Raw genomic sequence first — 25122 nt, 5'->3', positions numbered from 1 at the left:
GGGAGAACCGCCATGTCCGGCACCACGATTGCACAGTCCGCCACGTCTTCACTCAGCCGCGCCGCACGAGAACTGGAACTCAGGCGCGGCGAGTTCGACCTCGCCCTGCACCTCGGATGTGTGCGCACCGTTCCCGACGAGGGCGGCGGCGGACGTCGCGTCACTCGTGCGGAGATCGACCGGGTGCGCTCCGAGGACGGCTTTCCCGAGGCATTGCGGGAGCGCGTCAAGGCTGTTGGCACCACGGAGGCCGCCGCCCTCATGGGTGTGACGACCGCCAGGTTCACGCGCTTCGCGCGACTGGGACTGGTGGTACCGGTGAAGTTCCATCTCAATCGCTACCGGGCTGTGGTGTGGCTGTATCTGGCCCAGGAGCTTCGGCAGTTCGCGGCCGACAAGCAGAACGCACCGCTGCTGAGCGGCCGTACGCCCGAGGGACTCCGCGACCAGTTGGAGGCCGGCCTGGACCTGCGCCCGCGCAATTGGCGGGGACGGCACATGGGATTCCTGCTGCGGCAGACCGAGGACCCCTGGGCGCGGGCCGCGGTCGTGGCATCGCTGCTCGATCCCGTTCAGGTGGCGGAGATCGTCAGGGATCCGTACGAGCGCGCCTGTCTGAACCGCTTCCGGCCCGAGCGGGCCTCCCACGGGACGCCGGACTCTCCTGCCGCGCACCTGGCCTCGCGGATCATGACGGCTCAGGATCCCGACGAGATCAGCTGGCTCCGGGCCGACTTGGGCCAGGCTCTCGCCGAAGCCCGAGAGCTGAGCCCCGCACCTCGCCCGACACCGGAGGTCTCACTTTCCGTGGCGACACCCTCGGTGGCCACACCACTGGTGGCCTCACCACGAGTGGCTTCGCGGCCGGGGAAGTCCGCTCGGGAAGATCGGCCCACGACGGAGGAATCCGAGCGGCCACGAAAGCTGCTCGGGTGGCTGGGGCGCAGAAACGCCTGACGGCCCGACACACCTTCCGGCAGCGCCGCCAAGCCCCCCAGGCCGGTCGGGCACGTCCCTACAGCGCCCGGAACAGCCCCTCCTGGACGACCGAGACGAGCAGCCGTCCCTTCAGGTCGTAGATCCGTCCGCGGGCGAGCCCGCGTCCGCCCGTCGCGATCGGGGACTCCTGGTCGTACAGGAACCATTCGTCCGCGCGGAACGGCCGGTGGAACCACATGGCGTGGTCCAACGAGGCCATGTCGAAGCCCCGCGGACCCCACAGCGGTTCCACCGGGATGCGGACGGCGTCCAGGAGGGTCATGTCGCTCGCGTACGTGAGGGCGCAGGTGTGCACGAGCGGGTCGTCGCCCAGTGGTCCAACGGCACGCATCCACACCGCGCTCCGCGGCTCGGTGTCCTTGACCTCCTCGGGTGTCCAGCGCAGCCGGTCCGCATAGCGGATGTCGAACGGCTGGCGCCGTGCCATGCGCTCCAACGCCTCGGGGAGCGCGCCCAGATGTTCCTTGATCTCCTGTGTCACCGTCGGCAGCGACTCCGGGTGCGGAACCTCGCGGGCCGGCGGCAGCTGGTGCTCGAAGCTCCCCATCTCAGGCTGGTGAAAGGAGGCGGTCAGATTGAAGATCGTGCGGCCCTGCTGCACGGCGGTGACGCGGCGGGTGGTGAACGACCGCCCGTCCCGGACCCGTTCGACCTGGTACACGATCGGCACGCCCGGTCGGCCCGGGCGCAGGAAGTACGCGTGCAGCGAGTGCACCGGCCGGTCGCCCTCGGTGGTGCGCCCGGCGGCGACCAGCGCCTGGCCCGCCACCTGGCCGCCGAAGACGCGTTGCAGCGACTCCTGCGGGCTGCGGCCACGGAAGATGTTGACCTCTATCTGCTCCAGGTCGAGCAGGTCGACGAGCCTTTCGGCTGGGTTTGTCATCTGGTTCCTCCGTGGATGCTCCGCTCTTCGAGGCGGAGAGGAAAGGGATTTCTGCGGAGTAGGTCAGGGAACGCCGATTCGCTGCCGGAGTGGACGGCACTGTGACGTTGGCGCAGATGAAGAACAAGCTGACCACCCGGCTCGTTCGTGAAAACCCAACGATCGTGATCGAGGACCTGAGGGTCCGCACCATGCCCAAGAACCACACACTGGCCCGCGCCATCAGTGACGCGAGCTGGACCATGATGCGCACCATGCTGGAGTACAAGGCCGCCTGGTACGGAAGGGACCTGGTCGCCGTCGACCGCTGGTTTTCCTCCACCAAGCCGTGCTCCGCGTGCGGCACCCTCACCGAGAAGATGCCGCTCAGCGTGCGCACCTGGACGTGCGGGGGCTGTGGGACGACCCATGACCGGGACGTGAACGCGGCCATCAACCTCAAGGCCGCCGGGCTGGCGGTGTCTGTCTGCGGACCCGGTGTAAGACCTCAACGGAGCACTCCGGGCGGGCGGTCGGCGACGAAGCAGAAACCCTCACGGCGCGAGCCGTGAGAATCCCCCTCGTTTACGAGTGGGTGAAGCCAAGTGTGGGATTCTCCTGTGCTCACAGCTGACCGACGTCGGTGACCTTGACGATGGCGCGACCCTCCGCGTCGGAGGCCGCGAGGTCGACCTCCGCGCTAATGCCCCAGTCGTGGTCGCCGTTCGGGTCGGCGAAGGTCTGCCGGACGCGCCACAGACCGTTCTGCGGCTCCTCCACGATCGACAGCAGCTTCGGGCCGCGCGCGTCGGGGCCGGTGCCGAGGTCCTCGTACTCGTCCCAGTACTTGTCCATCGCCTCGCCCCAGGCGTCGGCGTCCCAGCCGGAGTCGGCATCCATCTCACCGAGCTCGTCGACATGGTCGAGGGCGGCGAGCTCGACGCGGCGGAACATGGCGTTGCGGACGAGGACGCGGAAGGCGCGGGCGTTGGAGGTGACCGGCTTGACCTGATCGGCCTTCTCCTGGGCCTCCTCGGCCGTCATCTCCTCAGGGTTGGCGAGCTGCTCCCACTCGTCCAGGAGGCTGGAGTCGACCTGGCGCACCATCTCGCCCAGCCAGGCGATCAAATCCTCCAGGTCCTCGGACTTGAGGTCGTCCGGGACGGTGTGCTCAAGGGCCTTGTAGGCGCTGGCGAGGTAGCGCAGGACAATGCCTTCGGTACGGGCGAGCTCGTAGAAGGAGACGAACTCCGTGAAGGACATGGCCCGTTCGTACATGTCTCGGATCACGGACTTCGGGGACAGCGGATGGTCACCGACCCACGGATGGCTCTTGCGGTAGGTGTTGTACGCGTGGAAGAGCAGCTCCTCCAGCGGCTTGGGGTACGACACGTCCTGGAGCCGCTCCATCCGCTCCTCGTACTCGACGCCGTCCGACTTCATCGCGGCCACGGCCTCGCCGCGCGCCTTGTTCTGCTGGGCGGCGAGGATCTGTCGCGGATCGTCCAGCGTGGACTCGACCACGGACACCATGTCGAGGGCGTACGAGGGGGATTCGGGGTCCAGGAGCTCGAACGCGGCGAGCGCGAAGGTCGACAGCGGCTGGTTGAGCGCGAAGTCCTGCTGGAGGTCGACGGTGAGGCGCACGATACGGCCCGTGGCGTCCGGCTCGTCGAGCTTTTCGACGATGCCGCCGTCGAGGAGCGAGCGGTAGATCGCGATCGCCCGCCGGATGTGCCGCAGCTGCTGCTTGCGCGGCTCGTGGTTGTCCTCCAGCAGATGCCGCATCGCCTCGAAGGCGTTGCCGGGACGGGCGATCACCGACAGCAGCATGGTGTGCGTCACGCGGAAGCGCGAGGTCAGCGGCTCGGGCTCGGAGGCGATGAGCTTCTCGAAGGTATTGTCCGTCCAGCCGACGAAGCCCTCGGGAGCCTTCTTGCGCACCACCTTGCGGCGCTTCTTCGGGTCGTCGCCCGCCTTGGCGAGAGCCTTCTCGTTCTCGATGACGTGCTCGGGCGCCTGCGCCACGACGAAGCCGGCCGTGTCGAATCCGGCTCGCCCGGCGCGGCCGGCGATCTGGTGGAACTCGCGGGCGCGCAGCGTCCGGACCCGGTTGCCGTCGTACTTCGTCAGTGCCGTGAACAGCACGGTACGGATGGGGACGTTGACACCCACGCCGAGTGTGTCCGTGCCGCAGATCACCTTCAGGAGACCGGCCTGGGCCAGCTTCTCCACCAGTCGGCGGTACTTGGGCAGCATGCCCGCGTGGTGCACGCCGATTCCGTGGCGCACGTAGCGGGAGAGATTGCGGCCGAACTTGGTGGTGAAGCGGAAGTTGCCGATCAGCTCGGCGATCTGGTCCTTCTCCTCCCGCGTGCACATGTTGATGCTCATCAGCGCCTGCGCCCGCTCCACCGCCTGGGCCTGGGTGAAGTGCACGATGTAGACGGGAGCCTGCTTGGTCGCAAGCAGTTCGGTGAGTGTCTCGGTGAGCGGGGTCAGCACGTACTCGTAGGAGAGGGGCACGGGCCGGGTCGCCGAGCGGACCACCGACGTGGGGCGGCCGGTGCGCCGGGTCAGATCCTTCTCGAACATCGAGACATCGCCGAGCGTCGCCGACATCAGGATGAACTGCGCCTGCGGCAGTTCCAGGATCGGAATCTGCCAGGCCCAGCCGCGGTCGGCCTCCGCGTAGAAGTGGAACTCGTCCATCACGACCTGGCCGACGTCGGCGTGCTTGCCGTCCCGCAGGGCGATGGACGCCAGTACCTCGGCGGTGCAGCAGATCACGGGGGCGTCGGCGTTCACGGAGGCGTCGCCCGTGAGCATGCCGACGTTCTCGGTGCCGAAGATCTTGCACAGCTCGAAGAACTTCTCCGAGACGAGCGCCTTGATCGGTGCCGTGTAGAAGGTGACCTCGTCACGGGCGAGCGCCGCGAAGTGCGCACCCGCGGCGATCATGCTCTTGCCCGAGCCGGTGGGCGTCGAGACGATCACGTTCGCACCCGAGACCACCTCGATCAGCGCCTCCTCCTGATGGGGGTAGAGGGTGAGACCGCGTTCCCCGGCCCACGACTCGAAGGCTTCGTAGAGGGCGTCGGGATCTGCGGTCTGTGGCAGCTGATCGATAAGGGTCACGCCCCCATCTTGCCCGTCAACCCGCCCGATGGGGGAATCGGATGCTGGTCGGAAGATCACGGAGGCTACGCTGTGGCGCCGACGAAGCGTCAGCGCACACGGGTAACTGGACAGCGGTACAAGAGGAATGGGGCGGGGAACGGCCATGATGGGACCAGCACACTCACTGTCAGGAGCCGCGGCCTGGCTCGGTGTCGGAGCGGCGGCCGCCGCGGCCGGCCACACCATGCCCTGGCCGGTCCTCCTGGTCGGCGCCCTGATCTGCGCCGGCGCCGCGCTCGCCCCCGACCTGGACCACAAGGCGGCCACCATCTCGCGCGCCTTCGGGCCGCTCTCACGGGGCCTGTGCGAGATCGTCGACAAGCTTTCGTACGCCGTCTACAAGGGGACGAAGAAGCAGGGCGACCCCCGGCGCTCCGGTGGCCACCGCACGCTGACGCACACCTGGCTGTGGGCGGTGCTGATCGGCGCGGGCACCTCGGTCCTGGCGATCACCGGCGGGCGCTGGGCGGTTCTGGCCATCCTCTTCGTGCACATGGTGCTCGCCATCGAAGGGCTGCTGTGGCGGGCCGCCCGCGGTTCCAGCAGCGACGTCCTGGTCTGGCTGCTGGCCGCGACGAGCGCCTGGATCCTCGCCGGTGTACTGGACAAACCGGGCAACGGCGCGGACTGGCTGTTCACCGCGCCGGGTCAGGAGTACCTGTGGCTCGGGCTCCCGATCGTGCTGGGTGCCCTCGTGCACGACATCGGGGACGCGCTGACGGTGTCCGGCTGCCCGATCCTGTGGCCCATCCCCGTCGGTCGCAAGCGCTGGTATCCGATCGGCCCGCCCAAGGCGATGCGCTTCCGCGCCGGCAGCTGGGTCGAGCTCAAGGTGCTGATGCCGGTGTTCATGCTGCTGGGCGGGGTGGGGTGCGCGGCTGCGCTCAATGTCATCTGAGGTTGGACGCCCGGGGGGCTGGACGGGACTCGGGGGCGCACGACGTGGACCGTGGTGGGAGGGGCGTGCGGGTTCGCTCGCCGTGGCCACGTTGCGCAACAGGTCGATCGGATGGTGATCGGGGATCTTGAGTCGTCGGGCCGGCGGCGCTCGTCGAGGGCGGTGAGCGGGACCGCGGCCTGCCAGGGGACGAGGCGGGGTGAGCTGCGTGTTGCGCGGCCGCACGCGATCATGTGACGTTCGGCCGCTCCCTAGGCTGTATCGCCCCCGCCGGCTCCCTGCCCCCCACCCCCGTACCGCCGCTCGAACTGAGCGATCCGTCCCTCCGTGTCCACGGTTCGGGCCTTCCCGGTGTAGAAGGGGTGGCTCTCCGAGGAGATCTCGACGTCCACGACCGGGTAGGTCTCGCCGTCGTCCCATTCGATGGTCTGGTCGCTCGTCGCGGTGGAGCGCGTGAGGAACGCGTACCCGGCGGCGCGGTCGCGGAAGACGACAGGGTGGTAGTCGGGCTGCTTGTCCTGCTGCATGGGTGCTCCTTGGTGGGGAGGGGCGGGATCGGTCAGCCGGACAGGGAGTCCTCGTCGACGATGTGCATGGCGGCCTCCTCGGCCGAGGCCGCGGCGCCGTCGATGCCCACGTCCGAGGCGATGAGCCCGCTCTCCTCGTCCTCGTGCGCTCCTTCGTCGGGAGCCACGAGGCGGCCGGAGCGAAGGTCGCCCACCTCGTTGTCGAGGGGTTCGCCGTCGGTGCCTTGGCAGTCGCCGATGCCGTCTCCGCCGGGTTCGGTGATGTCGGGAAGTTCCTCCGCGAGGCGCTGGTCCAGGGTCTCGCCCTCCTGGCGCTCCGCAGCGGTCACCCCGGCGTGCTCCACCGCCCACGGCCGCTCGGGCGGCGACCAACCCCGGTCGAGGGGATCGCCGACGCCGTCCGCGAGGAGCGTGTCCTCGGCGTCGAGCAACCCCGCGTCGTCCTGTACCTCGGATCCGTCGGGCTGGTAGACGTCGTCTCCCCATCCGTCGGCGCTGTCCACGGCTACCTCCAGGGGGTGCGGGCGGGGTCCGCTGCCGCCGCGTTCGACGGCGGGCGCGCGGGCCACGGGACACGGGCGTCTCCCCGCGCGAACCGGGTGGTTCGCCAGAGTCCCCCGAGCCGGTGTCCGCTTCCAGCCTTCCACCCCCCTTCGGCACCGCGCAACGCCACACGGTCCGACCATGGGACGGCTCGCCCACGAACGGACGGCCGGAGGCCGACGCGGCCCCGCCCCCACAGAGGGGGACGGGCACCGAGACGGCCTCACCCCGGACGAGGCTGCGCCAAGCCCGGCTCGCTCACCCGTGCCAGGACCGCCACAGCGCCGCGTACGCGCCGTCCGCGGCGACCAGCTGGTCATGGCTGCCCAGCTCGCTGATCCTGCCGTTCTCCACGACGGCGATGACATCCGCGTCGTGCGCGGTGTGCAGCCGGTGCGCGATGGCGACGACGGTGCGGCCGTCGAGGACGCGGGCCAGCGAGCGCTCCAGATGGCGGGCCGCTCGCGGGTCGAGGAGCGAGGTCGCCTCGTCGAGGACCAGCGTGTGCGGATCGGCCAGCACCAGCCTGGCCAGCGCGATCTGCTGGGCCTGGGCAGGAGTGAGCGCGAGCCCGCCCGAGCCGACCTCGGTGTCCAGACCGTCGTCCAGCGCCTGGGCCCATCCGTCCGCGTCGACCGCGCCGAGCGCCGCCCACAGCTGGGCGTCGTCGGCGCCCGTCCGGGCGAGCAGCAGGTTGTCGCGCAGGGAACCCACGAAGACGTGGTGCTCCTGGTTGACCAGGGCCACGTGGGAGCGCACCTCCTCGGCGGGCATCCTGGCCAGTTCGGCGCCGCCGAGCGTGATCCGGCCGTCCCGGGGCGCGTAGATTCCGGCGAGCAGCCTGCCGAGCGTGGACTTGCCCGCGCCGGACGGGCCGACCAGGGCGAGCCGGGTGCCGGGCGCGACCTCCAGGGAGACCTTGCGCAGCACGTCCACTCCGGCTCGGTAGCCGAAGTGCACCCGGTCCGCGTGCACGTCGCGCCCGTCCGGAGCCACCCCCGGGTCGCCCGCGGCCGGCTCGATGTCCCGGACACCGACCAGCCGGGCCAGCGAGACCTGGGCGACCTGCAGCTCGTCGTACCAGCGCAGGATCAGGCCCACCGGGTCGACGAGCATCTGTGCGATGAGCGCGCCCGTCGTCAGCTGGCCCACGCCGATCCAGCCCTGGAGGACGAAGACCCCGCCGATCATCAGGACAGAGCACAGCACCGTCACATGCGTGAGGTTGATGACCGGAAAGAGGACCGACCGCAGCCAGAGCGTGTACCGCTCCCACGCCGTCCACTCCTTGACCCGGCGGTCCGACAGTTCGATGCGGCGCTCGCCCAGGCGGTGCGCCTCGATGGTGCGCCCGGCGTCGACCGTCTCGGCGAGGACGGCGGCGACGGCCGCGTAGCCGGCGGCCTCCGAGCGGTACCCCGACGGCGCCCGTTTGTAGTACCAGCGGCAGCCGACGACCAGCAGCGGTACGGCGATCAGTACGGCGGGGGCGAGCGGTGGAGCGGTCACGGCGAGCCCGCCGAGCAGCAGCGCCGCCCACACCACACCGATGGCCAGCTGCGGCACGGCCTCGCGCATCGCGTTGGCGAGCCGGTCGATGTCCGTCGTGATGCGGGACAGCAGATCGCCCGTCCCAGCCCGCTCCAGCACACCCGGCGGCAACCCCACCGACCGTACGAGGAAGTCCTCGCGCAGATCGGCCAGCATCCGCTCACCGAGCATGGCGCCGCGCAGCCGTACCTCTCGTACGAACACGGCCTGTACGACGAGCGCGGCGGCGAAGAGCCCGGCGGTGAGCTCCAGATGGAGCTCGCGCGCGTGGTCCGAGACCCGCTCGACAACCGAGCCCAACAGATAGGGCCCCGCCATCGAGGCGACGACGGCCACGGTGTTGACGGTGATCAGGAGCAGGAAGGCCCTGCGGTGCCGTTGGAACAGTTCGGCCACGTAGGCGCGTACGGTCGCCGGCGCACCGACGGGCAGCGTGTCCGCCGTCGTCGGGGCGGCCGGGTCGTACGCCGGTGGCGCCACGCCGATCATGCGGTCTCCTCGATTTCTTCCAGTACGCCCTCAAGCGCGGCTTCTTCGTCGGTCTCCCGGGTCACCACGGCCCGGTAGCGCGGCTCGCTGTGCACCAGTTCGCGGTGCACGCCGACCGCCGCGACCTCGCCCTCGTGGACCAGGACGACCCGGTCCGCGTGGTCCAGCAGCAGCGGCGAGGAGGTGAAGACCACCGTCGTGCGCCCGGCGCGCAGGGCGCGCACGCTGTCGGCGATCCGGGCCTCGGTGTGCGAGTCGACGGCGGACGTCGGCTCGTCCAGGACGAGCACCTCGGGGTCAGTGATCAGCGAACGGGCCAGCGCCAGACGCTGGCGCTGGCCGCCCGACAGGGAGCGTCCGCGTTCGGTGATACGGGCGTCCATCGGGTCCTCGGCGTCCAGCGACCCCTGGGCGAGCGCGTCCAGGACGTCGCCGCACTGCGCGGCGGTCAGCGCGGCCTCGGCGGTGACGGAACCCGACGCGGGCACGTCGAGCAGCTCGCGCAGCGAGCCGGACAGCAGCACCGGGTCCTTGTCCTGGACGAGGACGGCGGTACGGGCCGAGTCCAACGGCAGCTCGTCCAGTGGCACGCCTCCGAGGAGCACCGAGATGCCCTCTTCGGACGGGTGTCCACCCAGCCGCTCGGCCAGCAGCCCCGCCGCGTCCGGGTCGCCGCACACCACGGCGGTGAGCCGTCCGGCGGGCGCGAGCAGCCCGGTCGCGGGATCGTACAGATCGCCTCCCGGCACCTCCGCCGAGCGGGATCCGTCGCTGTCCATGGCGCGTTCGAGGGACAGCACCCGGGCGGCCCGCTTGGCGGACGGGCGGGAGAAGGAGTAGGCCATCGCGATTTCTTCGAAGTGCCGCAGCGGATAGGTGAGCAGCATGACCGCGCTGTACACGGTGACCAGCTCGCCGACCGTGATCCTTCCGTCCCGGGCCAGATGCACGCCCTGCCAGATGACGGCGATCAGCAGCAGACCGGGGAGCAGCACCTGGATGGCCGAGATGAGCGACCACATCCGGGCGCTGCGTACGGCCGCCCGGCGGACCTCCTGGGAGGCGCGCCGGTAGCGGTCGAGGAACAGTTCCTCGCCGCCGATGCCGCGCAGCACACGCAGGCCCGCGACGGTGTCCGAGGCTAGCTCGGTGGCGCGTCCGGCCTTCTCGCGCTGGAAGTCGGCGCGCCGGGTGGCACGGGGCAGCAGCGGCAGCACGGCGAGCGCCAGGACGGGCACGCCCACGGCGACGATCACGCCGAGCGCCGGCTGGTACACGACCAGACCCACGCAGACCAGCACCACGCTGAGCGCTGCCGCCAGGAACCGCGACACGGCCTCGACCAACCAGCCGATCTTCTCGACGTCACCGGTGGAGACCGCGACGACTTCACCGGCCGCGACACGCCGCGTCAGCGCGGAGCCCAACAGGGCGGTCTTGCGGGCCAGCAGCTGCTGGACGCGCGCGGCCGCCGTGATCCAGTTGGTGACCGCGGCGCGGTGCAGCATGGTGTCGCCCAGCGCGATACAGGCGCCGCAGAGCACCATCAGCCCGCCCGTCAGGGCGAGGCGGGTGCCGGATCGGTCGACGACGGCCTGGATGGCGAGGCCGACACAGAACGGCAGTCCGGAGACGGCCACGAAGTGCAGCAGACCCCAAGCGAGGGCCTTGAACTGCCCGCCGAGCTGGTTCCGGAAGAGCCACCGCAGCAATCGGGGACCCGAGCGCGCGTCCGGCACACCCGGGTCGGGATACGGAAGGTCTTGAATCTGCATGACGTCCCAGTGGCTCGTGTCAGGGGGTGGAGCGTGCCGCGATGTCGGCAACCGGGCCGGCCGTGAAGGCCGGCAACAAACCGTGAAAGGTTCGCCTCGCAGCGTGGTCGGAAGCAAACGATTTTCCGCCGCGGGGCAAGGAATCGGCCCCGACCGCCCGTGAAGGTACGCGAAGCGGGGGCGGGTGATTAGTCCTATAAATGCGTGGTGCGACGATGGGCCGCATGCGAAGGAACAGTGCGATGCGTGCGGGGTTCGCCGCGGCGGCATGTGGTGTCCTTGCCGTCGCCCTTTCGGCCTGTGGCGGCTCGGGCGGCGGGAGCGGGGCAAAGAGCAAGGGAGAGTCCGGCGGCAAGGCCGCCCAACCCCCGGTCCCCACTGTCGATCCGAAACGCATCCCCGAGGTCGGCGACCGGTTGCAGCAGCGGATCCCCTCCGACTCCCGACAGGTCGTGGCGGTCTACGGGAAGGGCAAGGACTCCGCGGACTCCACGGTCGTGCTGTATACGAAGGCCGGCCCGACGTGGGACAAGACCCGCAGCTGGGCCGCGCACAACGGGAAGAAGGGCTGGACCAGCGATCACCACGAGGGCGACAACCGCAGCCCCGTCGGCGTGTTCACGCTCAGCGACGCGGGCGGTGTGCTCGCCGACCCGGGTGCCCGGCTCCCGTACACCCGGTCGGCGTCCTTCCAGGCCCCGCGCGACTGGGCCAAGTCCCACTGGCACGACTTCGACTACGTCATCGCCATCGACTACAACCGCGTCAAGGGCACCGCGCCGAACGACCCGACCCGCCCCGACGGCCAGTCGAAGGGCGGCGGAATATGGCTGCACATGGACCACGGCAGCGGTACGTCGGCGTGCGTGAGCCTGTCCAAGTCGGCCATGGAGTATCTGCTGCGCACGCTCGACCCGAATCAGCACCCTGTCGTGGTGATGGGGGACAGGGCGGACCTGAACGGGTAGCCCCTGAGCACCCATTGCGGGGTGGGCCAACTGCCCCGTAGAACACCGCACATGAGAAGACGGCTCATCATGTCCATGCTCGCCGGGGTGACCCTCGCGGCGAGCGCCTTCCTCGGGGCCAACCCGGTGTCGGCCACGCAACTCGCGGACCCGCCGGCGGAGTTCGGCACCGACTGGCACGACCCCCTGACCGCCGCCGCACCGATCGGCAAGCCCACCACCAAGTCCTGCGAAGTGACGGTCGCCGAGGCGCAATTCCGCGACTTCACGCCGTACCGGGGCACCTACACCCCGCCGAGCGGCTGCGGTGAGCGCTGGAGCAAGGTCGTGCTGCGGCTCGACGGCAAGGTCAAGGGGCGGCAGTTCGACCGGCTCGGCTATCTGCACATCGGCGGAGTCGAGATCTTCCGTACGTCCACTCCGGAACCCTCGCCCGACGGCATCCAGTGGTCCGTCGAGAAGGACGTGACGCGCTACAGCGACACGTTCCGGCAGAGCCGCGACGTCGAGATGCTCATAGGGAACGTCGTCGACGACACGTACACCGGTGTCCTCGACGTCAAGGCCACGCTCACCTTCTACGCCGCCGAGAAGCCCGCGGTGAAGACCGCGCAGAAGCCCGCCGAGCCGGCGTCGGCGACGACCCCCGACCGCGTCCTCACCCTCCGGAACGGCACCCTCACCACACCGCGCAACAGCGAACGCATCGTCGCCGAGGTGTACGCGACCGGGTCCGGCGGTGGCTGCGAGGAGTACTGGTACCTGACGGTTCCGGCCTCCGCGCCGTACTCCTGCCAGGCGGACAAGGGCCCCTACCGCGAGGTGCAGATCAAGGTCGACGGTCAACTCGCGGGTATCGCCGAGCCGTTCCCGACCGTATGGACCGGCGGCTGGTCCAACCCGTTCCTCTGGTACGTGATTCCGGGCCCGCGCGCCTTCGACATCAAGCCCATCGAGTACGACCTCACGCCCTTCGCCGGGTTCCTCAACGACGGCCGTCCGCACCAGGTCGACGTGTCGGTCGTGGGTGTGCCCGAGGGGCAGACCGGCTGGAGCACTCCGGTCAACGTCCTCGTCTGGCAGGACGCGAAGCGTCAGCACGTGAGCGGTGCGCTGACCGAGGTCACAGCGGGCGACGTCGTCAACTCCTCTGTTCACACGCCGGGTTCGGAGAACCGTCTCGACACCGAGGGCGGGCACCGGCTGACGGTCGCCGGGTACGTCGACACCTCGCACGGCCGGGTGAAGACCACCGTCAGCCGCACGCTGGCGAACACCTCCGTGCACCGCTGGACGGACGGCGAGAACACGGACGGACTCAAGGCCACCTGGACCGACGACGAGAGGGTCACCGTCGACGGACGCGGACCGGCCAGGACGACGCGCACACACCGCACGTACGCGATGGACGGAACGACCACGCTCGGCGCGGACGACCGGCTGCGGACCGTCCTGACGCTCGGCGACCGGGCGGCCGTCGTGGAGACGCGCGACGGGCGACGCACCATGTGGTCACGGCTCGACGACTCCTACACGGGCGACGCGACGTATACGGCGAACGTGCCGCGCGACCAGCGCCACGCGATCGGTACGACGAGCGAGCGCTACCGGCTGTACGGCTCGGCCGGGTGCTATGACCGGAGTCTGACCACCGTTCAGGGAGTGCTCACGGAGGACCGCGGCGGCTGCGGAGAGTCCTGAGAGGGGCTGGTGAGGCTCCTGAGAGGGGCCGGTGAGGCTGCTGAGAGGGCGTGGTGTCTCTGTTCCATGATTTACATGGACGTGACACACAAGTATCTGGCGGCATCGGGCATGCCGCAATCGCCCGCGAAGGCGCAGCGCCCGGCGTCGTCCGGGACGACCACCTACTCGTCGTCCGGGACGACCACCTCCCCGGCACAGGTCCCGGCCGGCGCGCGCGGCTGTGCCTCGTCGCCCAAGTGACGTATCGACTACCGCTTCAGCAGCGGTGCTCCGCGCTGGGCACGCCGTCCACCAAGGTGTCCAGCAGTCCGCCGAGCAGCTCGCGCTGCTCGTCCGTCAAGGGAGCCAGGATCTCCTCCGCTGCGGACCGGCGCGCGCCGCGCAGCTCGCGCAGCGCCATGCGCCCCGCGTCCGTGACTTCGATCCGGATGACCCGCCGGTTGGTGGGGTCGGGGACCCGGCGCACCTTGCCGCTCGCCTCCAGGCCGTCCACCAGGGTGGTCACGGCGCGGGGCACCACTTCGAGGCGCTCGGCGAGATCGGCCATGCGGGGCGGCGCGCTGTAGTGCGCGAGAGTGCGCAGCAGTCGGGACTGCGCCGGAGTGATGCCCAGCTCGCGCTGCTCCAGATGGCGCTTCTGGATGCGGTGCACACGGCGGGTCAGCCGCAGCAGCTGCTCGGCGAGCAGGCCGTCGGCATCAGGGGTGGTCATGTGGGAACAATATCAGGACCTGGTTCATTGTGAGTATAGGTAACAATGAGCTATGCTCCGTCAGTCTTCGTCGCCCCTCGACCCGAGAGGCGCTCTCACAACCCGTAGGAGCCCATGCGTCCCGACCAACCCACCTGGACCCCGCCACCTGCCGACGCGGAACAGCCGCGGCAGGTGCGCCGCATCCTGAAGCTCTTCCGGCCCTACCGCGGCCGCCTCACGATCGTCGGCCTGCTGGTCGGCGCCGCGTCCCTCGTCTCGGTCGCCACGCCCTTCCTGCTGAAGGAGATCCTGGACGTCGCGATCCCCCAGGGCCGTACCGGCCTGCTGAGCCTGCTCGCGCTCGGCATGATTCTCAGCGCCGTCCTCACCAGCGTCTTCGGCGTGCTGCAGACCCTCATCTCCACCACCGTCGGCCAGCGCGTCATGCACGACCTGCGCACCGCCGTCTACGGCCGGCTCCAGCGCATGTCGCTCGCCTTCTTCACCAGAACGCGTACGGGCGAGGTCCAGTCGCGCATCGCCAACGACATCGGCGGAATGCAGGCGACCGTCACCTCCACCGCCACCTCGCTGGTCTCCAACCTCACCAGCGTGGTCGCCACCATCGTCGCGATGGTTGCCCTGGACTGGCGGCTCACCGCCGTCTCGCTGCTCCTGCTGCCGGTGTTCGTGTGGATCAGCCGCCGGGTCGGCAACGAACGCAAGAAGATCACCACCCAGCGCCAGAAGCAGATGGCCGCGATGGCCGCCACGGTCACCGAGTCGCTCTCCGTCAGCGGCATCCTGCTCGGCCGCACCATGGGCCGCGCCGACTCGCTCACCAAGTCCTTCGCGGAGGAGTCCGAGAGCCTGGTCGACCTCGAAGTGAAGTCGAACATGGCGGGGCGCTGGCGCATGTCCGTCATCGGCATCGTCATGGCCGCCATGCCCGCCGTCATCTACTGGGCCGCGGGCATCGCCTTCCAGGTGGGCGGTTCCGCCATCTCGATCGGCACACTCGTCGCCTTTGTCTCGCTCCAGCAGGGCCTGTTCCGGCCGACGGTCAGCCTGCTCTCCACCGGCGTCCAGATCCAGACCTCGCTCGCGCTCTTCCAGCGCATCTTCGAGTACCTCGACCTGCCCATCGACATCACCGAGCCCGAGCGCCCGGTCCACCTCGACCAGGTCAAGGGTGAGATCTGCTTCGAGGGCGTCGAGTTCCGCTACGACGACAAGAGCGGGCCGATCCTCGACGGCATCGACATCACCGTCCCCGCGGGCGGCAGCCTCGCCGTCGTCGGCCCGACCGGCTCAGGCAAGTCCACGCTCAGCTATCTGGTGCCTCGGCTGTACGACGTCACGGGCGGCCGCGTCACGCTGGACGGCGTCGACGTACGTGACCTGGACTTCGACACGCTCGCACGCGCGGTCGGCGTCGTCTCCCAGGAGACGTACCTCTTCCACGCCTCGGTCGCCGAGAACCTGCGCTTCGCCAAGCCGGACGCCACCGACGAGGAGCTGTACGCGGCGGCGCGCGCGGCCCAGATCCACGACCACATCGCGTCCCTGCCCGACGGGTACGACACGGTCGTCGGCGAGCGCGGCCACCGGTTCTCCGGCGGTGAGAAGCAGCGCCTCGCCATCGCCCGCACGATCCTGCGCGACCCGCCGGTGCTCATCCTCGACGAGGCGACCAGCGCCCTGGACACCCGCACGGAGCACGCCGTCCAGCAGGCCATCGACGCCCTGTCGGCCAACCGCACCACGCTCACCATCGCGCATCGGCTGTCCACCATTCGGGGCGCCGACCAGATCGTGGTCCTCGACTCCGGCCGCACGGTCGAACGCGGCACGCACGAGGAGCTGTTGGAGCAGGAGGGCCGCTATGCCGCGCTCGTTCACCGGGACGCCCAACTGGAGCCGACAAGATGACGATATGCCGGGTTTGATGGCATTGGCGCGTTAACGTGCCCGCATGCAGATGAACACTCCGCCACGGAGCACGATTCGACTGACGCGCCGGGGCCGGGTCGCCCTCATCGCGACCGGAGCCGTCGTGGCGGCCACCGCCGTGGCGGTGCCGCTGCTGATCGTGGGACGCGGCGAGGACACGCCCCACGCGTCCCTCGTCATCCCGGAGGGCTGGCGGTCCAGCCAGGTCTACGAGGCCGTCGACAAGGCGCTCCGGGTGCCCCGGGGCACCACCAAGAAGTCCCTCGCTAAGGCCAACCTGAAGCTGCCGAACGACGCGGAGGGCAACCCTGAGGGCTACCTCTTCCCGGCGACGTATCCGATCGCCAAGAAGGCGACCCCGGAGTCGCTGCTGTCGTTCATGGTCGACACCGCGAATCTGAGGTTCAACAAGGCTCCGGTCGCCGCCGGGGCGCAGCGCAACGCGATGAACATCTATCAGGCGGTCACCATCGCGAGCATCGCCCAGGCCGAGGCGGCGACCAAGGCGGACATGGGCAAGGTGGCCCGGGTCATCTTCAACCGCCTGGAACGGGGCATGCCGCTGCAGATGGACTCCACCATCAACTACGCCCTGAACCGTTCCACCCTGAGCACCAGCCAGAACGACACGACGCTCAACAGCCCTTACAACTCGTACCAGCGCATGGGCCTGCCGCCCACGCCGATCGCCAACCCTGGCGAGGACGCGATGCGCGCCGCGACCAACCCGCCCCCGGGTGACTGGCTCTACTTCGTGACGGTCAAACCGGGCGAGACCCGCTTCACGGCCAGCTACGAGGAGCACGAGAGGAACGTGGCCGAGTTCAACCGGAACCACAGCAGCGCGTCCCACAGCGTTGCTCCCACCGGTTCCCCCGCCGTCACCCCCAGGGGCACCCCCAGCGTCACCCCCACCGGCTGAACTGCCGTGCGGGGCATCAGACGGTGACCGGCACTCCCGCCAGCAGCCGCCTGATGCCCCGTACCGCGGCGCGTCCGGCCCGGTTGGCGCCGATGGTGCTGGCCGAGGGCCCGTACCCGACCAGGTGGATCCGTGGATCGGCGACCGCGCGTGTCCCCTCGACGCGGATACCGCCGCCCGGCTCGCGCAGCCGCAGCGGCGCCAGATGGTCGATGGCGGCCCGGAAGCCGGTCGCCCACAGGATGACGTCGGCGTCCACGCGACGACCGTCGTCCCACTCGACTCCGTCGGGCGTGATCCGGTCGAACATCGGCCGGCGGTCCAGAAGGCCGTCGTCCAGGGCCTGCCGGATCGCGTCGTTCAGCGGCAGCCCGGTGACCGAGACGACACTCTTGGGCGGCAATCCCTGGCGGACGCGTTCCTCGACGAGCGCGACGGCGGCCCGGCCGAATTCCTCCGTGAAGGGACCCTCGCGGAAAACGGGCGGGCGCCGTGTCACCCAGGTGGTCTCCGCCGCGTACGGGGCGATCTCCATCAGATGCTGGGTGCCGGACGCCCCACCGCCCACGACGACCACCCGCTGACCGGCGAACTCCTGGGGACCGGGGTACTGCGCCGTGTGCAACTGCCGCCCCCGGAAGGTCTCCTGGCCCGGGTAACGCGGCCAGAACGGCCGGTCCCAGGTGCCCGTCGCATTGATCAGCGCCCGCGCCGACCACGTACCGTCGTCCGTCTCGACGAGCAGCCGTCCCCCGGAACCCTCCCGTACCGCCTTGACGTCGACCGGCCGCCGTACGCGCAGGTCGAAGGTGCGCTCGAACCGGTCGAAGTACTCGGCGATGACCTCGGAGGACGGACGCGCCGGGTCCGCGTCCGTCAGTTCCATGCCGGGCAGGGAGTGCATCCCGTGCACCTTGCCGTACGTCAACGACGGCCAGCGGAACTGCCAGGCGCCGCCGGGATGCGGCGCGTGGTCGAGCACCACGAAGTCCCGTTCGGGCTCGAAACCGGTGCGCCGCAGGTGATAGGCGCTGGACAGGCCGGCCTGTCCAGCGCCTATGACGACGACATCGACTTCGCGCGCGGGTACCCCGGTGTTGTTCACGCATCTACTAACCGGACCGGGGTCCGGGATCTTCCCGCAGGGTGGCTGCCTGTGAGCCACCCGACGAGCCGCCGTCAGCGGCCACTAGCGACAAGCAGCGGCGCGCCACCTCCCGCGTCCGTACGGGGCAGCAGCCCCCGCGCCTTCAGGACCGGGATCACACCCTCCCCGAACCAGTACGCCTCCTCCAGGTGCGGATACCCGGAGAGCACGAAGTGCTCGATGCCCAGCGCGTGGTACTCCTCGATCCGGCCGGCGACCTCGGCATGGCTGCCGACCAGGGCGGTGCCCGCGCCGCCCCGGACGAGGCCGACGCCCGCCCACAGGTTCGGCGAGATCTCCAGCCCGTCGCGGGAGCCGCCGTGCAGCGCCAGCATGCGCTGCTGGCCCACCGACTCGCTGCGCCCGAGTGCCGACTGCGCGGCCGCGATCGTGTCCGGGTCCAGGTCGTCGAGCAGCCGGTTCGCCGTCGACCACGCCTCGGCCGACGAGTCGCGCGAGATGGTGTGCAGCCGGATGCCGAAGCGAACCGTCCGCCCCTCGCGCTCCGCGAGGGAGCGAATCCAGTCGATCTTCTCCTTGACCCGCGCCGGAGGCTCACCCCAGGTCAGATACACATCGGCGTGCCGGGCCGCGACCGGACCCGCGGCCGCCGACGAACCGCCGAAGAAGATCTCCGGCAGGGGGTCCGGCGGCAGCGCCGTCAGCCCGCCCTCGACCTGGTAGTGGGCGCCGTCGAAGTCGTACGGCTGCCCGCTCCACACCCCTCGGACGACTGACAGGAACTCGTCCGTACGCGCATACCGCTGATCGTGGCCGAGATGGTCGCCGAAGCGCCGCTGCTCGGTGGAGTCGCCGCCGGTGACGACGTTCAGGAGCAGCCGGCCGCGCGTGATGCGTTGGTACGTGGCCGCCATCTGCGCCGCGAGCGTCGGCGAGACGACCCCCGGTCGGAACGCCACCAGGAACTTCAGCCGCTCGGTGTGCTGGGCCAGTGCCACCGTCGTCAGCCAGGCGTCCTCGCACCAGGTGCCGGTCGGAGTGAGCACCGCCTCGAAACCCAACTGCTCGGCAGCCTTGGCGATTTGGGCCAGATACTCGATGTCGGGCGCGCGGACCCCGCTGACCGGCCGGGCACGGTCGATGTCGTTGGAGGCGTACGCGTGCCGGTCGACGAGGGTACGACCGTCGCCGCCGGTGGGCAGGAACCAGTGGAGATGGACGGTCATCAGGATTCCTTGAAGACGCGGGGCGTGGTCGTGGACGGCGGCAGGCTGCCGTTGAACCGGGTGTCCACGAAGTCGGCGAAGTCGACCTTGCGGGGAATGAGCTTCAGACCGGTGAACGTGTCCGCGACAGCCTGTTCGGAGGCGATGAGCGGCTTGTCGACCGCGACCGCGATACGGCTGGCGTTGGTGCGCTTCACCGAGGCCAGCGCCACCTCGTAAGGCAGTCCGGTGTCCTTCGCCCACACCTTGGCCCACGCCTCCGGGTGGTCGTAGACCCAGCCCTGGGCGCGCCGCAGCCGCTCCAGATAGTCCTTGATGGCCGCGACCTTCTTCTTGTCCTTGAGGGCGCTCGGCGCCGCCACCTGGAAGTTGAGCCCGTTGACCACGCCGTCGCCGTCGGCCAGGATCCGGCCCTGCTTGGCCTGCAGCACCTGCGAGGTGTACGGGTCCCACACCGCCCACGCGTCCACCTTGCCGCTGGTGAACGCGGCCAGCGCGTCGGCGGGCTGCAGGTACTTCACCCTGACGTCGCTCAGCGTGAGCCCGGCCTCCTTGAGCGAGGCGATGAGCTGGTAGTGCGCGGACGAACCCTGCGCCACGGCAATGGACTTGCCCTTCAGCTCCTCGGGCTTCTTCAGCGACGAGTTCTCGGGTACGAGGATGGCCTCGCCTTGGGACGTGCCGTGCCAGGCGGCCACCACGGAGATGTTCGAGCCCGCGCCGGCCGCGAAGACGGGTGGGGTGTTGCCGACGCCGCCGATGTCGACGGCCTTGGCGTTGACCGCCTCCAGGAGCGGCGGACCGGAGGTGAATGTCGACCACTTGATCTTGTAGTCGAGGTTCTTGAGTTCTCCGGCGGCGCGCAGCACCGCCTCGGAACCACCCTTCTGGTCCCCGACGTTGAGGGTGAGAGACCCCTTGCCGTCGGAGTCCGTCGAGGTCTCGGCCGCGGAGTTCCCGCCGCAGGCGGTGAGCAGCAGGGCCAGGGGGAGGAGCAGGGTGGCGGGTGCGAGGCGTCGTCGCATGGCTGTTCCGTTCGTTCGGGTTGAACTGAGGGTTCGGGACGGGAATCGGGGCTTCAGGCTGCTTCGGCGGCGGTGTCGACGCCGAGCCGTTCCAGCAGCCCGGCGCGCAGTGCGGCGAACCGGGGGTCGGTGATGTCGCGCGGCCGGTCCAGCTCGACCTTCGTCTCGTGCGCGATGACGCCGTTGTCCATCACGAGGACGCGGTCGGCGAGGAGTACCGCTTCTTCGACGTCGTGGGTGACCAACAGGACGGCACAGCCCCGGCGTTGCCACAGCTCGCCGACAAGCCGCTGCGCCTTGATCCGGGTCAGCGCGTCCAGCGCGCCGAACGGCTCGTCGAGCAGGAGCAGATCAGGCTCGCGGACCAACGCGCGTGCCAGCGAGGCTCGTTGGGCCTCGCCGCCGGAGAGTGTCTTGGGCCAGGCGTCCGAGCGGTGGGTGAGACCGACCTCGGTCAAGGCCTGTTCGGCGACGGAGCGTTCGGGCTTTCCGGGCAGACCGAGCAGCACATTGCGCCACACCTTCTTCCACGGCATCAAGCGGGGCGCCTGGAACGCGACGGCTTTGCGGCGTGGGACGAGGACGGTGCCCTCGATGTCGCGGTCCAGCCCGGCGAGGATGCGCAGGAGCGTGGATTTTCCGCAGCCGCTGCGGCCGAGCAGGGCGACGAACTCGCCCGGCCTGACGTCCAGTTGGAGGCTGTCGATGACGGCGCGACCGTCGAAGGAGCGGGTGAGCCCTTCTACGCGTACGGCCGAGGACGGGCTGGTCACGGCCTTCTCGGTGGTCACCGGCCCGTGAACGTCGGTCGCCATTGCAGCAGCAGCCTTTCGAGGGTGCGGACGACGAAGTCGGCCAGCAGGCCGAGGAAGGCGTAGACGATCAGGCAGACCACGATCACGTCGGTCCGCAGGAAGTCGCGTGCCTGGACCATGAGGAAGCCGATCCCGGCGTCCGCGTTGATCTGCTCGGCGAAGACGAGGGCCAGCCAGGCGATGCCGAGGGAGTAGCGCAGCCCGGTCATGGCCCCGGGCAGGGCGCCGGGCAGCACCACATGCCGTACGAGCCCCCACCGCGAGAGCCCGAGCGACTCCCCGGCCTCGATCAGCTGGGAATCGACGCCGCGGATACCGGCGTACACGTTCAGATAGAGCGGGAAGGACACGCCGAGCGTGATGATCGCGACCTTCGGGGCCTCGCCGATGCCGAACCAGATGATGAACAGCGGGATCAGCCCGACGAACGGCACCGTGCGCAGCATCTGGACGCTCGCGTCCACGAGGTCCTCACCGATGCGGAAAAGCCCGGAGATCAGGGCGAGCCCGGTGCCGACGACGGTGCCGAACAGCAGCCCGACCGCGACACGCTGCAGCGACACGCCCATCGCAGTGGGGAGGGACCCGTCCGCGACCAGATCACTGCCGACCCGCGCGATGGTGCCCGGCGGGGCGAGAACGCCGGAAGTCAACGCGCCTGTACCGCTGAGGAGTTGCCACAGGGCGAGCAGCAGGAGCGGGCCGCAGGTGCGGCGCAGCCAGCGGGGGACACGGGCGCGGCGGGTGGAGGCGGGGACGATGGGTTCGAGCTCGGGAGGCGCGTGTTCGCGCGCGCCGACGTTGGATATATCCGAAATATCGGGCTCGGATGAGCCCGGTGGGGCATGGCTGATGCTCATGAGTGCTCCACGGGGAGGAGAGCGACCGGAGAGGGGTGCGCCAGGGCACCGCCGCGTCACGAACTCAGCGTGAACACATGTGAGAACGGGACGCGCGGATGAGGCGGAGTCCGGGCGAGGAGAAAGGCGGGGTGAAAGGGCGTCAGCGGCCGCGACGACACGCGGCGGAGGCCACCCGCAGCAGGTCGATGTGACCGCGCGTGGTGAGCAAGGCTGAACGCAACATGCGGCAGAAAGTAGCCAGCTGGTGCGCGTACGGTCAATGGCGTCTCGCGGAGTGGACCTCTCGTACCACCGTATGGGCGGGGTGTGCGCAGACGGATCGCCACGTACGCGCAGTCGGTCGGGTCGGACACGGACCCCGGCGTATGGGCGAGGATTGGGGCATGTCCGATGCCTTCAGCACCCGTGTCCTGAACGTCGCCACCGGTTCGTCGGAGACGGTCGTCGACCTCACCGGCGACTGCGAGGCGTTCCTGAGGGAGGTGGCCCCCGGTCGCGACGGCCTCCTGAACGTCTTCGTGCCTCACGCGACCGCCGGAATCGCCATCATCGAGACCGGCGCCGGCAGCGACGACGACCTCCTCGCCGCCCTCCACTCACTGCTCCCCGCGGACGACCGCTGGCAGCACCGCCACGGCAGCCCCGGCCACGGCCGCGACCACGTCGTCCCCGCGCTGGTGCCTCCGCACGCGACACTGCCGGTGCTGGGCGGGCGGCTGGAGTTGGGGACGTGGCAGTCGGTGTGTCTGGTGGATACGAATACAGACAATACTGACCGTCAGGTCCGGTTGAGCTTCCTGGGGTGATCTGCCTGGCCCTAGCGGCAGGCTGTGATCCACAAGTCTGCGGTCGGGGGAGCTGAACGTCGCTCTCTTTGGGGTTGCGACCCTGTGAACGAAAGCGGGGCGCCCAGACGACCCCAGCGGAATCGCGGAAGTTAGGGGTGACTGTAACCTTCGGCATCGGCATCGGCATCGGCATCGGCAGGGGACGCGGGCGGTTTCGAGGAGCGGTGTAAGTGACAGGCAGGCGGGTCATCGGGGTCGTCGTGCTCACTGCCACCACTGGTGTTACGGCGGCTCTGGCAGCGCTGGCGGGCAATGCGGCAAGTTCCCAGGAGCGCTGGCCAGGCGTTTTGGACGTGCTGCGGCGGCACCCGTGGCCGTCGCTGCTGGTACTCACTTTCCTGGGCGTGGTGGCTGGCGTGGCGTTGTTCTGGGCGCAGGACCGTCCGGCTGCGGGGGCGGACGATCCGCCTCCTCCGCCGCCTGCGCAAGTGCCTGGCTGGGTAATCGACAGGGCGGAGAGCGACCGGGCCGTGGCCGCGGTGTGCGGAACGAGGCGCGGTGCGGTGGGCATCACCACGGCGTTGGAGGGCGCGGGCGGTTTCGGAAAGACCACGCTGGCCGGCGTGGTGTGTGCCGCTCCCCGGGTGCGACGGCGTTTTCGGAGCCGGGTGTATCTCGTCACCCTGGGCCGGGAGGTGCGCGGGCGGGCCACGATTGCCGCGAAGGTCGCCGAGGTCACGGAGTTCATCACCGGAGACACCCGTACCTTCACCGACCCGCAGGCGGCCGGGGCCCATCTGGGGCGGCTTCTGGACCAGCGGCGGCGTACCCTGCTGGTCCTCGACGACGTTTGGACGCCCGAGCAACTCGCCCCATTCCTGATCGGGGGCAGCCGGTGTGTGCGGCTGGTGACCACCCGCGTTCCCGCCGTACTGCCACCCGGGGCGGCGCGTATCCGGGTCGATGCGATGTCGCCCGCCCAGGCCCGGCAGGTGCTGACCTGGGACTTGCGGGGCCTGCCTGAGGAGGTGGTCCGGGGCCTGTTGCGCGCGACCGGGCGGTGGGCGCTGCTGCTGCGCCAGGTCAACCGGCTGATCGCGGGGGAAGTGGCTACCGGGGTTGCTGTGGCCGATGCCGGCCAGGACGTGCTGCGGCGGCTGCGACAGCACGGGCCGACGGCAGCGGACGACCCGAGCATGGCGTTGGACCTGGATGACCCGCAGCAGCGGGCCAAGGTGGTCCGGGCGACCGTGGAGGCCGCCACCACTCTCCTGCCCGCCGGCGGGGACGAGCGCTTCGCCGAGCTGGGTGTGTTCGCCGAGGACGAGGCGATCCCTGTCTCCCTGGTCGCGCAGCTGTGGCAGGCCACCGGCGCCCTGACCGCAGCCGAGGCGCGGCAGCTGTGCCGCACCCTGGACGATTTATCCCTGCTCACTCTCAGCCCGGCAGCCGGCGGCACGGTCAGCCTGCACGACGTCATCGGCGACTATCTGCGCGGCGAGCTCGGCCCCACTCGCCTGGCCGCCCTGCACGCCACCCTGGTGGACACCATCGAAGCCGGCCTGCCCACGGCCGACCCGCTTACGCCCGCGGCGCCACGGTCCGGCACTGCCTGGTGGAGGCTGCCCGACGGCTACCTGTCCGATCACCTCATCGCCCACCTGCTCGCCGCAGGCCGCTCTGCCCAAGCAGAAGCCCTCGCCAGCGACCTGCGCTGGGTGGAGACCCGGCTACACCAGCGCGGCCCCACCGCCCCCTGGTCCGATCTGGACCGGATACCCACCCCCACCGCGGCCTCTCGGGCCCGCGACCTCGCCCGCATCGGCCATTTCCTCGCCCCCACCGAACCCGCCCACCTGTTGACCGCCGTCTTGTACAACCGCCTGGAACCCATGGCTGACTGGCACGACCAGGTCACCGTCCTGCAGGACCAGTCCGGCCAGGCGACTCTGACCAATCGCCGGCCCTCACCAGACTTGGCCGACCCCGCCCTGCGGCGCACCCTGACCGGGCACACGGCCTCGGTGAGGGGGGTGGCGATTTCTCCGGACGGCACCTGGCTTGCCACCTGCGACGACATCATTCCCGAGGGCGGGGAGGTGCGGATCTGGGACCGGGCCACCGGCACCTGCACCAACACCCTGACCAGACACAGTGACTTGGTGATGGCGGTGGCGATTGCTCCGGACGGCACGTGGCTTGCCACTGGAGGTGGCGACGGAACGGTGCGGA

22 protein-coding genes and 1 pseudogene are annotated in these 25122 nt (G+C 70.0%); 10 read left to right on the top strand and 13 right to left on the bottom strand.

The features are described from left to right. Positions 1 to 12 precede the first annotated feature (12 nt). Positions 13 to 957: a DUF6397 family protein gene (locus ACZ4RZ_RS07640; RefSeq protein WP_467742995.1), complete on the top strand. Its 945-nt coding sequence runs from the start codon at positions 13 to 15 to the stop codon at positions 955 to 957. A gap of 58 nt (positions 958 to 1015) precedes the next feature. Here the strand turns inward: ACZ4RZ_RS07640 and ACZ4RZ_RS07635 are convergent, their stop codons facing one another. Then, a complete protein-coding gene (locus tag ACZ4RZ_RS07635; RefSeq protein ID WP_467742993.1) occupies positions 1016 to 1882 on the bottom strand; it encodes an acyl-CoA thioesterase in 867 nt (288 codons plus the stop codon). A 122-nt stretch (positions 1883 to 2004) separates the two neighbouring features. Here ACZ4RZ_RS07635 and ACZ4RZ_RS07630 point away from each other — a divergent pair. Continuing rightward, a pseudogene (locus ACZ4RZ_RS07630) lies at positions 2005 to 2433 on the top strand (RNA-guided endonuclease InsQ/TnpB family protein); the annotation flags it as partial. Positions 2434 to 2485: 52 nt separating this feature from the next. Here ACZ4RZ_RS07630 and ACZ4RZ_RS07625 read toward each other — a convergent pair. Further along, complete coding sequence (locus ACZ4RZ_RS07625) at positions 2486 to 4999, bottom strand: DEAD/DEAH box helicase (RefSeq protein WP_467742991.1); 2514 nt, start codon at positions 4997 to 4999, stop codon at positions 2486 to 2488. A 145-nt stretch (positions 5000 to 5144) separates the two neighbouring features. Between ACZ4RZ_RS07625 and ACZ4RZ_RS07620 the strand changes: the two genes are divergently transcribed. Continuing rightward, a complete protein-coding gene (locus ACZ4RZ_RS07620; RefSeq protein WP_467742989.1) occupies positions 5145 to 5939 on the top strand; it encodes a metal-dependent hydrolase in 795 nt (264 codons plus the stop codon). A gap of 251 nt (positions 5940 to 6190) precedes the next feature. On the opposite strand, the gene ACZ4RZ_RS07615 is transcribed toward ACZ4RZ_RS07620, so the two are convergent. The 4 genes from ACZ4RZ_RS07615 to ACZ4RZ_RS07600 all read right to left on the bottom strand — a co-directional run bounded on the left by ACZ4RZ_RS07615 (position 6191) and on the right by ACZ4RZ_RS07600 (position 10824). Then, positions 6191 to 6466 (bottom strand): type B 50S ribosomal protein L31, encoded by a 276-nt coding sequence (locus ACZ4RZ_RS07615; RefSeq protein ID WP_467742987.1) that lies wholly within the window; start codon positions 6464 to 6466, stop codon positions 6191 to 6193. Between the two features lie 32 nt (positions 6467 to 6498). Further along, complete coding sequence (locus ACZ4RZ_RS07610) at positions 6499 to 6969, bottom strand: DUF5709 domain-containing protein (protein ID WP_467743096.1); 471 nt, start codon at positions 6967 to 6969, stop codon at positions 6499 to 6501. A 298-nt stretch (positions 6970 to 7267) separates the two neighbouring features. Then, positions 7268 to 9049, bottom strand: coding sequence for an ABC transporter ATP-binding protein (locus ACZ4RZ_RS07605; RefSeq protein ID WP_467742985.1), 1782 nt, complete (start codon positions 9047 to 9049; stop codon positions 7268 to 7270). Next, positions 9046 to 10824, bottom strand: coding sequence for an ABC transporter transmembrane domain-containing protein (locus tag ACZ4RZ_RS07600; protein ID WP_467742983.1), 1779 nt, complete (start codon positions 10822 to 10824; stop codon positions 9046 to 9048). The genes ACZ4RZ_RS07605 and ACZ4RZ_RS07600 overlap by 4 nt, the downstream gene beginning before the upstream one ends. Before the next feature lie 224 nt (positions 10825 to 11048). Between ACZ4RZ_RS07600 and ACZ4RZ_RS07595 the strand changes: the two genes are divergently transcribed. The 3 genes from ACZ4RZ_RS07595 to ACZ4RZ_RS07585 all read left to right on the top strand — a co-directional run bounded on the left by ACZ4RZ_RS07595 (position 11049) and on the right by ACZ4RZ_RS07585 (position 13736). Then, positions 11049 to 11792, top strand: coding sequence for a L,D-transpeptidase family protein (locus tag ACZ4RZ_RS07595; RefSeq protein WP_467742981.1), 744 nt, complete (start codon positions 11049 to 11051; stop codon positions 11790 to 11792). Positions 11793 to 11843: 51 nt separating this feature from the next. Beyond that, positions 11844 to 13493 carry a peptide-N4-asparagine amidase gene (locus ACZ4RZ_RS07590; RefSeq protein ID WP_467742979.1) on the top strand — a complete coding sequence of 550 codons (1650 nt, stop codon included), beginning with the start codon at positions 11844 to 11846 and terminating at the stop codon, positions 13491 to 13493. A gap of 75 nt (positions 13494 to 13568) precedes the next feature. Continuing rightward, positions 13569 to 13736 (top strand): hypothetical protein, encoded by a 168-nt coding sequence (locus ACZ4RZ_RS07585; RefSeq protein WP_467742977.1) that lies wholly within the window; start codon positions 13569 to 13571, stop codon positions 13734 to 13736. A 16-nt stretch (positions 13737 to 13752) separates the two neighbouring features. Here the strand turns inward: ACZ4RZ_RS07585 and ACZ4RZ_RS07580 are convergent, their stop codons facing one another. Beyond that, positions 13753 to 14208 (bottom strand): MarR family winged helix-turn-helix transcriptional regulator, encoded by a 456-nt coding sequence (locus ACZ4RZ_RS07580; protein ID WP_467742975.1) that lies wholly within the window; start codon positions 14206 to 14208, stop codon positions 13753 to 13755. 114 nt (positions 14209 to 14322) lie between these two features. Between ACZ4RZ_RS07580 and ACZ4RZ_RS07575 the strand changes: the two genes are divergently transcribed. Both ACZ4RZ_RS07575 and mltG read left to right on the top strand, forming a co-directional pair. Further along, positions 14323 to 16122, top strand: a complete 1800-nt coding sequence (locus tag ACZ4RZ_RS07575) for an ABC transporter ATP-binding protein (RefSeq protein ID WP_467742973.1) — start codon at positions 14323 to 14325, stop codon at positions 16120 to 16122. A 43-nt stretch (positions 16123 to 16165) separates the two neighbouring features. After that, on the top strand, positions 16166 to 17065 hold the full coding sequence (gene mltG, locus ACZ4RZ_RS07570) for an endolytic transglycosylase MltG (protein ID WP_467742971.1): 900 nt from the start codon (positions 16166 to 16168) through the stop codon (positions 17063 to 17065). A gap of 16 nt (positions 17066 to 17081) precedes the next feature. On the opposite strand, the gene ACZ4RZ_RS07565 is transcribed toward mltG, so the two are convergent. The 6 genes from ACZ4RZ_RS07565 to ACZ4RZ_RS07540 form a co-directional block, all read right to left on the bottom strand. Beyond that, positions 17082 to 18170, bottom strand: a complete 1089-nt coding sequence (locus tag ACZ4RZ_RS07565) for an NAD(P)-binding domain-containing protein (RefSeq protein ID WP_467742969.1) — start codon at positions 18168 to 18170, stop codon at positions 17082 to 17084. A 74-nt stretch (positions 18171 to 18244) separates the two neighbouring features. Next, positions 18245 to 19399: an LLM class flavin-dependent oxidoreductase gene (locus ACZ4RZ_RS07560; RefSeq protein WP_467742967.1), complete on the bottom strand. Its 1155-nt coding sequence runs from the start codon at positions 19397 to 19399 to the stop codon at positions 18245 to 18247. After that, entirely contained in the window at positions 19399 to 20424 is a 1026-nt protein-coding gene (locus ACZ4RZ_RS07555; RefSeq protein WP_467742965.1) for an ABC transporter substrate-binding protein, read from the bottom strand. The genes ACZ4RZ_RS07560 and ACZ4RZ_RS07555 overlap by 1 nt, the downstream gene beginning before the upstream one ends. Positions 20425 to 20477: 53 nt before the next feature. Further along, on the bottom strand, positions 20478 to 21239 hold the full coding sequence (locus ACZ4RZ_RS07550; protein ID WP_467742963.1) for an ABC transporter ATP-binding protein: 762 nt from the start codon (positions 21237 to 21239) through the stop codon (positions 20478 to 20480). After that, entirely contained in the window at positions 21212 to 22099 is an 888-nt protein-coding gene (locus ACZ4RZ_RS07545) for an ABC transporter permease (protein WP_467742961.1), read from the bottom strand. Before ACZ4RZ_RS07545 ends, ACZ4RZ_RS07550 begins: the two co-directional genes overlap by 28 nt. Positions 22100 to 22241: 142 nt before the next feature. Further along, entirely contained in the window at positions 22242 to 22325 is an 84-nt protein-coding gene (locus ACZ4RZ_RS07540) for a putative leader peptide (protein WP_313884353.1), read from the bottom strand. 160 nt (positions 22326 to 22485) lie between these two features. On the opposite strand from ACZ4RZ_RS07540, the gene ACZ4RZ_RS07535 reads away from it, so the two are divergent. Together ACZ4RZ_RS07535 and ACZ4RZ_RS07530 are read left to right on the top strand one after the other, a co-directional pair. After that, positions 22486 to 22908 (top strand): secondary thiamine-phosphate synthase enzyme YjbQ, encoded by a 423-nt coding sequence (locus ACZ4RZ_RS07535; RefSeq protein ID WP_467742959.1) that lies wholly within the window; start codon positions 22486 to 22488, stop codon positions 22906 to 22908. A gap of 470 nt (positions 22909 to 23378) precedes the next feature. Beyond that, the coding region (locus ACZ4RZ_RS07530; protein ID WP_467742957.1) for an NB-ARC domain-containing protein at positions 23379 to 25122 on the top strand (1744 nt) is incomplete at its 3' end.

The sequence above is a fragment of the Streptomyces sp. NPDC027189 genome (genome assembly GCF_055566975.1).
The sequence above is the reverse complement of the archived record's forward strand: the minus strand, read 5'-3'. Positions and strand labels throughout refer to the sequence as shown.

Bases quoted from the DNA above. Each gene is read 5' to 3' on its own strand.
- ACZ4RZ_RS07640 (WP_467742995.1), top strand. From the start codon at position 13: ATGTCCGGCACCACGATTGCACAGTCCGCCACGTCTTCACTCAGCCGC.
- ACZ4RZ_RS07635 (WP_467742993.1), bottom strand. From the start codon at position 1,882: ATGACAAACCCAGCCGAAAGGCTCGTCGACCTGCTCGACCTGGAGCAG.
- ACZ4RZ_RS07620 (WP_467742989.1), top strand. From the start codon at position 5,145: ATGATGGGACCAGCACACTCACTGTCAGGAGCCGCGGCCTGGCTCGGT.
- ACZ4RZ_RS07615 (WP_467742987.1), bottom strand. From the start codon at position 6,466: ATGCAGCAGGACAAGCAGCCCGACTACCACCCTGTCGTCTTCCGCGAC.
- ACZ4RZ_RS07605 (WP_467742985.1), bottom strand. From the start codon at position 9,049: ATGATCGGCGTGGCGCCACCGGCGTACGACCCGGCCGCCCCGACGACG.
- ACZ4RZ_RS07600 (WP_467742983.1), bottom strand. From the start codon at position 10,824: ATGCAGATTCAAGACCTTCCGTATCCCGACCCGGGTGTGCCGGACGCG.
- ACZ4RZ_RS07595 (WP_467742981.1), top strand. From the start codon at position 11,049: ATGCGAAGGAACAGTGCGATGCGTGCGGGGTTCGCCGCGGCGGCATGT.
- ACZ4RZ_RS07590 (WP_467742979.1), top strand. From the start codon at position 11,844: ATGAGAAGACGGCTCATCATGTCCATGCTCGCCGGGGTGACCCTCGCG.
- ACZ4RZ_RS07585 (WP_467742977.1), top strand. From the start codon at position 13,569: ATGGACGTGACACACAAGTATCTGGCGGCATCGGGCATGCCGCAATCG.
- ACZ4RZ_RS07580 (WP_467742975.1), bottom strand. From the start codon at position 14,208: ATGACCACCCCTGATGCCGACGGCCTGCTCGCCGAGCAGCTGCTGCGG.
- ACZ4RZ_RS07575 (WP_467742973.1), top strand. From the start codon at position 14,323: ATGCGTCCCGACCAACCCACCTGGACCCCGCCACCTGCCGACGCGGAA.
- mltG (WP_467742971.1), top strand. From the start codon at position 16,166: ATGCAGATGAACACTCCGCCACGGAGCACGATTCGACTGACGCGCCGG.
- ACZ4RZ_RS07560 (WP_467742967.1), bottom strand. From the start codon at position 19,399: ATGACCGTCCATCTCCACTGGTTCCTGCCCACCGGCGGCGACGGTCGT.
- ACZ4RZ_RS07555 (WP_467742965.1), bottom strand. From the start codon at position 20,424: ATGCGACGACGCCTCGCACCCGCCACCCTGCTCCTCCCCCTGGCCCTG.
- ACZ4RZ_RS07550 (WP_467742963.1), bottom strand. From the start codon at position 21,239: ATGGCGACCGACGTTCACGGGCCGGTGACCACCGAGAAGGCCGTGACC.
- ACZ4RZ_RS07545 (WP_467742961.1), bottom strand. From the start codon at position 22,099: ATGAGCATCAGCCATGCCCCACCGGGCTCATCCGAGCCCGATATTTCG.
- ACZ4RZ_RS07540 (WP_313884353.1), bottom strand. From the start codon at position 22,325: ATGTTGCGTTCAGCCTTGCTCACCACGCGCGGTCACATCGACCTGCTG.
- ACZ4RZ_RS07535 (WP_467742959.1), top strand. From the start codon at position 22,486: ATGTCCGATGCCTTCAGCACCCGTGTCCTGAACGTCGCCACCGGTTCG.